6 protein-coding genes are annotated in these 5,655 nt (G+C 36.5%); 3 read left to right on the top strand and 3 right to left on the bottom strand.

Annotation, left to right across the window (positions count from 1 at the left end; genetic code table 11):
• Nucleotides 1-180 (top strand): hypothetical protein (locus tag AC3DU7_RS23355; RefSeq protein ID WP_488041691.1); only part of this gene is annotated, 180 nt, incomplete at its 5' end.
• A 406-nt stretch (nucleotides 181-586) separates the two neighbouring features.
• On the opposite strand, the gene AC3DU7_RS23360 is transcribed toward AC3DU7_RS23355, so the two are convergent.
• From AC3DU7_RS23360 to AC3DU7_RS23370, 3 genes are all read right to left on the bottom strand, one after another.
• On the bottom strand, nucleotides 587-1,009 hold the full coding sequence (locus AC3DU7_RS23360; RefSeq protein WP_488041692.1) for a DUF4359 domain-containing protein: 423 nt from the start codon (nucleotides 1,007-1,009) through the stop codon (nucleotides 587-589).
• A gap of 185 nt (nucleotides 1,010-1,194) precedes the next feature.
• A complete protein-coding gene (locus AC3DU7_RS23365) occupies nucleotides 1,195-2,154 on the bottom strand; it encodes a M48 family metallopeptidase (RefSeq protein ID WP_488041693.1) in 960 nt (319 codons plus the stop codon).
• A 283-nt stretch (nucleotides 2,155-2,437) separates the two neighbouring features.
• Nucleotides 2,438-2,911, bottom strand: coding sequence for a hypothetical protein (locus tag AC3DU7_RS23370; RefSeq protein ID WP_488041694.1), 474 nt, complete (start codon nucleotides 2,909-2,911; stop codon nucleotides 2,438-2,440).
• Between the two features lie 502 nt (nucleotides 2,912-3,413).
• On the opposite strand from AC3DU7_RS23370, the gene AC3DU7_RS23375 reads away from it, so the two are divergent.
• Nucleotides 3,414-4,982: an IS200/IS605 family accessory protein TnpB-related protein gene (locus tag AC3DU7_RS23375; protein WP_488041695.1), complete on the top strand. Its 1,569-nt coding sequence runs from the start codon at nucleotides 3,414-3,416 to the stop codon at nucleotides 4,980-4,982.
• Nucleotides 4,983-5,061: 79 nt separating this feature from the next.
• The gene (locus AC3DU7_RS23380; protein ID WP_488041696.1) at nucleotides 5,062-5,499 is read left to right on the top strand and encodes a DUF4079 domain-containing protein; all 438 of its coding nucleotides are present in this window, start codon (nucleotides 5,062-5,064) and stop codon (nucleotides 5,497-5,499) included.
• The last annotated feature ends 156 nt before the right edge of the window (nucleotides 5,500-5,655 follow it).

Raw genomic sequence — 5,655 nt, forward strand, 5'->3', positions numbered from 1 at the left:
ATCCTGCAATTTGTAAATATACCAGCGCTCATTGCTATAGTTCCAGGAGTGGAGTGCTTTGCAATATTTTTCCTTGTTCCTTTTTTTGAAAAACTAGGCTATCAAACTATTAGTAAAATTGATTATCAAATGTATGAAAGTAATGTACTGATGGTGTTAGACCTACTTAGGGTTTGCTGAAAAAGTCTTTTAGTAGGGGTAGGAGACAGGAGATAACCCACCCCTAACCCCTCCCAGGAGGGGAGAAATGGGAATGAGCAAAGAGGTAAGAGTAAGAATTGTCTCTCAATTTTTCTGCCATAATCATCCCAAGATACTAGCTTTATGCAGCTCTTTCTACCGAAAAGCTGGTACTTTTTTCAACTCTAAAACGCTAAAACCAATATAAGTCAATACTTTTAGAATTAATCAGCAAGCCCTACTTAATTTCAAACATTTAGAGAAAGTTAAATCACCTTTTCAATCTTTGTATAGAAACTCGTTAGAATCTAAGAAAGAACATCTATTCTAGATATCTTTGAAAAAGAAGATAGAGGCGTTAAATAAAACGCCTCTAAAAAATTTGCTGAATTAGCATAAATTGTAATTAATTTTGATCGATTTTCTGTGGTGGAAATGTCAGAAAATTTCCCACTGCTCCAATAGTCTGATATCTATTACCTTGAAACTCAGTAGTATAAAGACTAAATAAGATTAAATTCTGACGTTGAGTGGCATTATCCATTAAATCTTTAATAGTAGTTCTTTGACTTTTAATCAACTTTTCACAGCTTTTAACAAAATCACCTGTAAAATCACTCAAAAAATCTGGAACTTTTGAGTCTTTACAAACAGATTCTCTAATCTCAGTTGCCAGTTTATTAGAAGCATAATTAACATATTCATCTCTAGGGGGATTAGTAAATCCCATCACCGTCGCTGTTACTGTCAGAGCGATCGCTCCTGCTTTACTCAGACCCCAAAATAGAGGTGCTTTACTATAACCGTTCTTACTTTTATCTTGTAACATAATTATAAATACCTGATTATTTTGTATAGTTCAAAGAGTTTAAATGGTCCACTAAAGATAATAAAGTTGATAGCTGATGGCTGTTTGCGCAGCATTCCGGAGGAAATGCTTACCATATTTCATACTATTAACTACATCTAGGTACAAGCTAATTTCCGGATAAATTTAGGAAGTAGAGTATATTTTTAATTCCCCTTAATTCGATTAATTTCCTTTTGCAGTTCCTGAATTTGACGGCGCAACTGTTCAGATTCATTTTTTGGGGACTCTACTTCAACCTCAACAGCATCCTCAGCACCAGCTCTTTTGTAGTTACCAGCACGAATTTGACGATATTCCGAAGAATTTGCCCAATTTTGTAAATACCGTAGTCTTTCGACAGGGAAAGGATGACTCAACATTAAACCCTGACCACCATTATAAAGCAAGAATTTATACATTTGATTTAGGCCATCTTGGTCTAGGTCTTGATAACGATCGGACTGACGAATAAACTCTTGTAAACTGCACTCATTGGCATACTTACTACTTACCCCAGCCAATTTCATCATAGTTTGCATAACTAAATTTAGGTCATCAATCACTAATAGAGCTGCCCTGTCTGCTGATAATTCAGCTTTGCGTCGCCACTCATAGAAAGCATAAATCAATCCACTACTGACTACATTACCCAAACCAAATGTTACTTCCCCAATCATAGAAGCTATACCCATTGCCCAAATTGCCATCTGGTTTAAAGTTGGGTGGCCACACTTAATATGTCCTAATTCGTGAGCTAGTACAGTCTTTAATTCTGCCTCATTTAATAAGTCCAAAAGACCAGTATTTAGGACAATTAAAGGTTGTTCCTTGCCCAAAGAATAGCTATTTACTTGAGGATTTTGAGATACAAATAAAGTAGGTTCGGGGAGTATATCTAAATCTCCAACGCATCCCCGAAATATCTGATAGATACTAGCATATTGACGAGGCCCAACTTGAATACTATTTCCCATTAAATAAACATATTGTGGGCGTTCGTAAACAAATTCTACAAATTTGCTGGCAATCAAGTCAAACCCAGGCACGCTGCGTAAAGCATTTTCCGCTTCTCGGTCCAAGGGATGGCGAAAAGCTTCGCTAGAAATTCCAGTATAGGTAGGCATGATAAAATTTTTGGCGTTGCTGAATTAGTGTATTATATTAATTTTAATACTTTAGGAGTCATCTCCTCACCGAGTCAGGAGTCAGGAAGGAAGTACTAGGGAAGTTAGGTGAGTGTGAGAAGTCTGGGGATTTCAAAAATTAGGGAAATCAAAATTTTCTACCTTAATACTGTGACGATTTCCCACAAACAAACAGCACAAAATCTGCTGAAGTTATTGTCAGTTGAGCTGCTCTGAGCGAATAAATATTTTTTAGTGATGATATTCTATCTTTGAAAGCAAACTAGATGAAAATTTGTTTGCTAGATTGCCTTGCAGTGGCTGGATTCGATTTAGTATCTATGAATTGCACAGAATGATAAGTATTAATCCACAGATGAGCGCCACAACCTGCTGGTTTATAAGGTCGATAGACGATTTGGCAAGGACCTGAAATATATAACTCATAACCATAATAGTTATCATTGCCGTGCTTGAGTGACACTACAGGTTCCAATTCTGTTGGAGGCTTACCTTTATTACTTTTAATTTTGTTTTGATTGACATGAATCATTTTTGGTGTAGTAGATTCTCTCTTGCGCCACATACCTTTCGGACCGCGCCGAGCTGGAATTATTACAGGCATTCCACTCTCTGAAACTGGTATTTCCCAGAATCTACCTTTTTTCTGTGCTCCTTTAACTCTTCCTTGAGCTAATAAAACTAATAAACGTTGACGAGATATACCTAATAAAAAAGATGCTTCTCTAGTACCCATGATTTTTTTCCTTAACTATTGGACAATAGTTAAATGTCCGAAAATAAAACGACATTAAATAGTGTTAATTATTATTATATCAGGACTTACGCAGTACCGCTACATATAGTGTATAATTTGGTCATTATTGCGCCAGTATAATTAGTGCCGTTGCGTAAGTCCTGTATATTTACCGAAGAATTAATAATTAAATAATTCGCACCTTGAAGCCTCCCCTTTTAAGGGGAAAAAAGCGGTCGTTTTGCTACGCAACATGTAAAGCGCAGCGCACCCGTTGGGTGGGATGGCGTTTGCGCTTCGCAAAGCTGCGCTAACAGCGGAGCGGCTCTGATAAGAGCGGTCTCCTCGCTGTCCGACCATCGACCAAGAGAAGAAATAATATTTCCTTATTTTCAATTCCGTAGCGGTTTTAACCAAAAGAAAAAGTAAAAGCTATAGCAAATATTGTTGACACCCTTAGACAAGCTTTGCTAATCTTCAGTAAAGTTATTCAATGTAAGTAATGGCCAAATATCACGGTTCCTTAACAGGGATAGAAGCAAAAATTGAATATCATCCTGTTTTTGAGGAACTGGGAGAATTATATGAATCCTGGAAACGGTCTGCTGTCAACTGGATGCAAACTGAGAAATGGTCAGATTCCGTTGTAGAAAAGCATCTAATGAAGCGGTTTAACCTCCAATGGGCATGGGCTGATTCAATTGCCACTGAAGCACGAACATGTTTAAACCAATTAAAAACAGCTAAGAATAACAATATCACTAAATTAGAATTACAAATTCAAGCTAAAACAACTGCTGCCAAAAAACTCATCACTAAACTAGAAAAAACATTAAAATTAGCAACAAAAAAAGGTTTTCCGCATCTACAAGCCCGAAATAAATTTTTTCATCAATTGCTCTTGTTAAAGAGTAAAATTCAGAAAATAGCTAGTCTGAAACGAAAATTAAAGCAGTTAAAAAATACAGAACGTTTACATATTTGTTTTGGAACACAGAAATTATTTAATGCTCAACATAATTTAGCAGAAAATGGATATAAAACCCAAGAAGAATGGGGTGATTATTGGAGAAAAAAACGCTCAGGCAGATTTTTCTGTGTAGGAAAATCTCAGCCAGGGGGTGGAACTATGCTCAAAGTTTTCCCATTAAAAGAGGATGGGTTATATCAATTACAAGTTCAACTACCGAGACCATTACAGGATAAATATGGTCAGAAAATACAGTTAGAATTTTCAGTTTCAGATAGGGATGGCAGATATAGAGCAACAGATTTAGATTATGCCATAAACAATTTAAAACCAATCACAATTCAAATTTTTCGCAGGGAGCATAAACAGGATAATTGGTATGTACATTTAGCTACTTACATACAAGAAATTCCAGTAGTTTATACGAGAAAAAATGGTTGTCTTGGTATTGATTTGAATGCAGAATCAATTTCAGTTGCTGATGTTAAATGGGATGGAAATATTGAATATTTAGAAGAAATACCTTACCAGTGGAAAAATAAAACTACTGGGTCTCGACAAACAACGATGAGGAATATTGTCGCTGAGATTGTCAAATTAGCAGATTTTTTTGAGTGTGCTATTGCCATTGAGTCCTTAGATTTTACCAAGAAAAAATCCAAGATGGGCGAGGAAGGTAAAGTTTATAATGCGATGCTTTCTAACTTGTCTACAGGGATGTTTAGAGAAGCTATATTGTCACGTTGTAGAAGATTTGGAGTTGAATTAATTAAAGTTAATCCAGCTTTTACCAGTGTAATTGGAATGATTAATTATATGGCTAAATACGGCCTGAATAGTGGCACTGCTGCAGCTTTAGTAATTGGCCGTAGAGCCTTAAAATTATCAGAAAAAATACCACAGTGTTTGTTGAGACCAGAGGATGTCAACAAACATGATTGGAGTCATTGGCGACGAGTTGCTAGTTTTATTAAACTACATCGTATCCGGAGGACTCAACTTTTTCAGTGGAGGAAAGCCCTTGAGGGAATCCTAACCCATAAACTATGGGCGGAACATCAACTTTCTGTGCAAGTACACATTGAAACGGGTGAGTATTGAAATCATTTGCAGTCACCGATGGCAAATGTCTAGCGCATGTCTAGTTTTTAAGAAGGTGTCAACATTACAATCAATATACATGAATTTACCTTCTTTTCTCTGGCTATGGAAAATAGCAGCTTGGTCTATGGGTCTTTCCCTATTTGCCTATTCATTATTAGCAGTAACAGGCGGTTGGATGTTTTTTGCTCGACATAACAAACAAAAACGCCCCCAATGGTTACGACCATTTCATTATATTATTGGTGGTATAATGGTATTTCTAGTAATTTTGCTACTTATAATTGGTTTGGTGGGGACTATTGGCTATTATGGTAACCTGGGTCATTCCGCCCATTTACCCGCAGGTTTAACTGTTGTCGCTTTGGTTTTAGTTTCTGCTTGGAGTGCGACTCAGATTAATTCAAAACAACCTTGGGCGCGATCGCTCCATATCACGACTAATATTATTTTGTTATTTAGTTTCGCAACAGTATCTTTGACAGGTTGGAGCGTTGTACAGAAGTATTTGCCTTGAAGAAGGTCTACCCGCATTTGGAGCAAACTAATTAATCATTAGACATCTCCAGAAAAGAGGGAACAGGGAACAGGGAACATAGAAGAATAATTGATAATTTATGGATAAGAATTGATTTTATTTTTAATTTTTGGAGATGTCTATTAGTCAGGATGA

The organism is Okeania sp., from assembly GCF_983059655.1.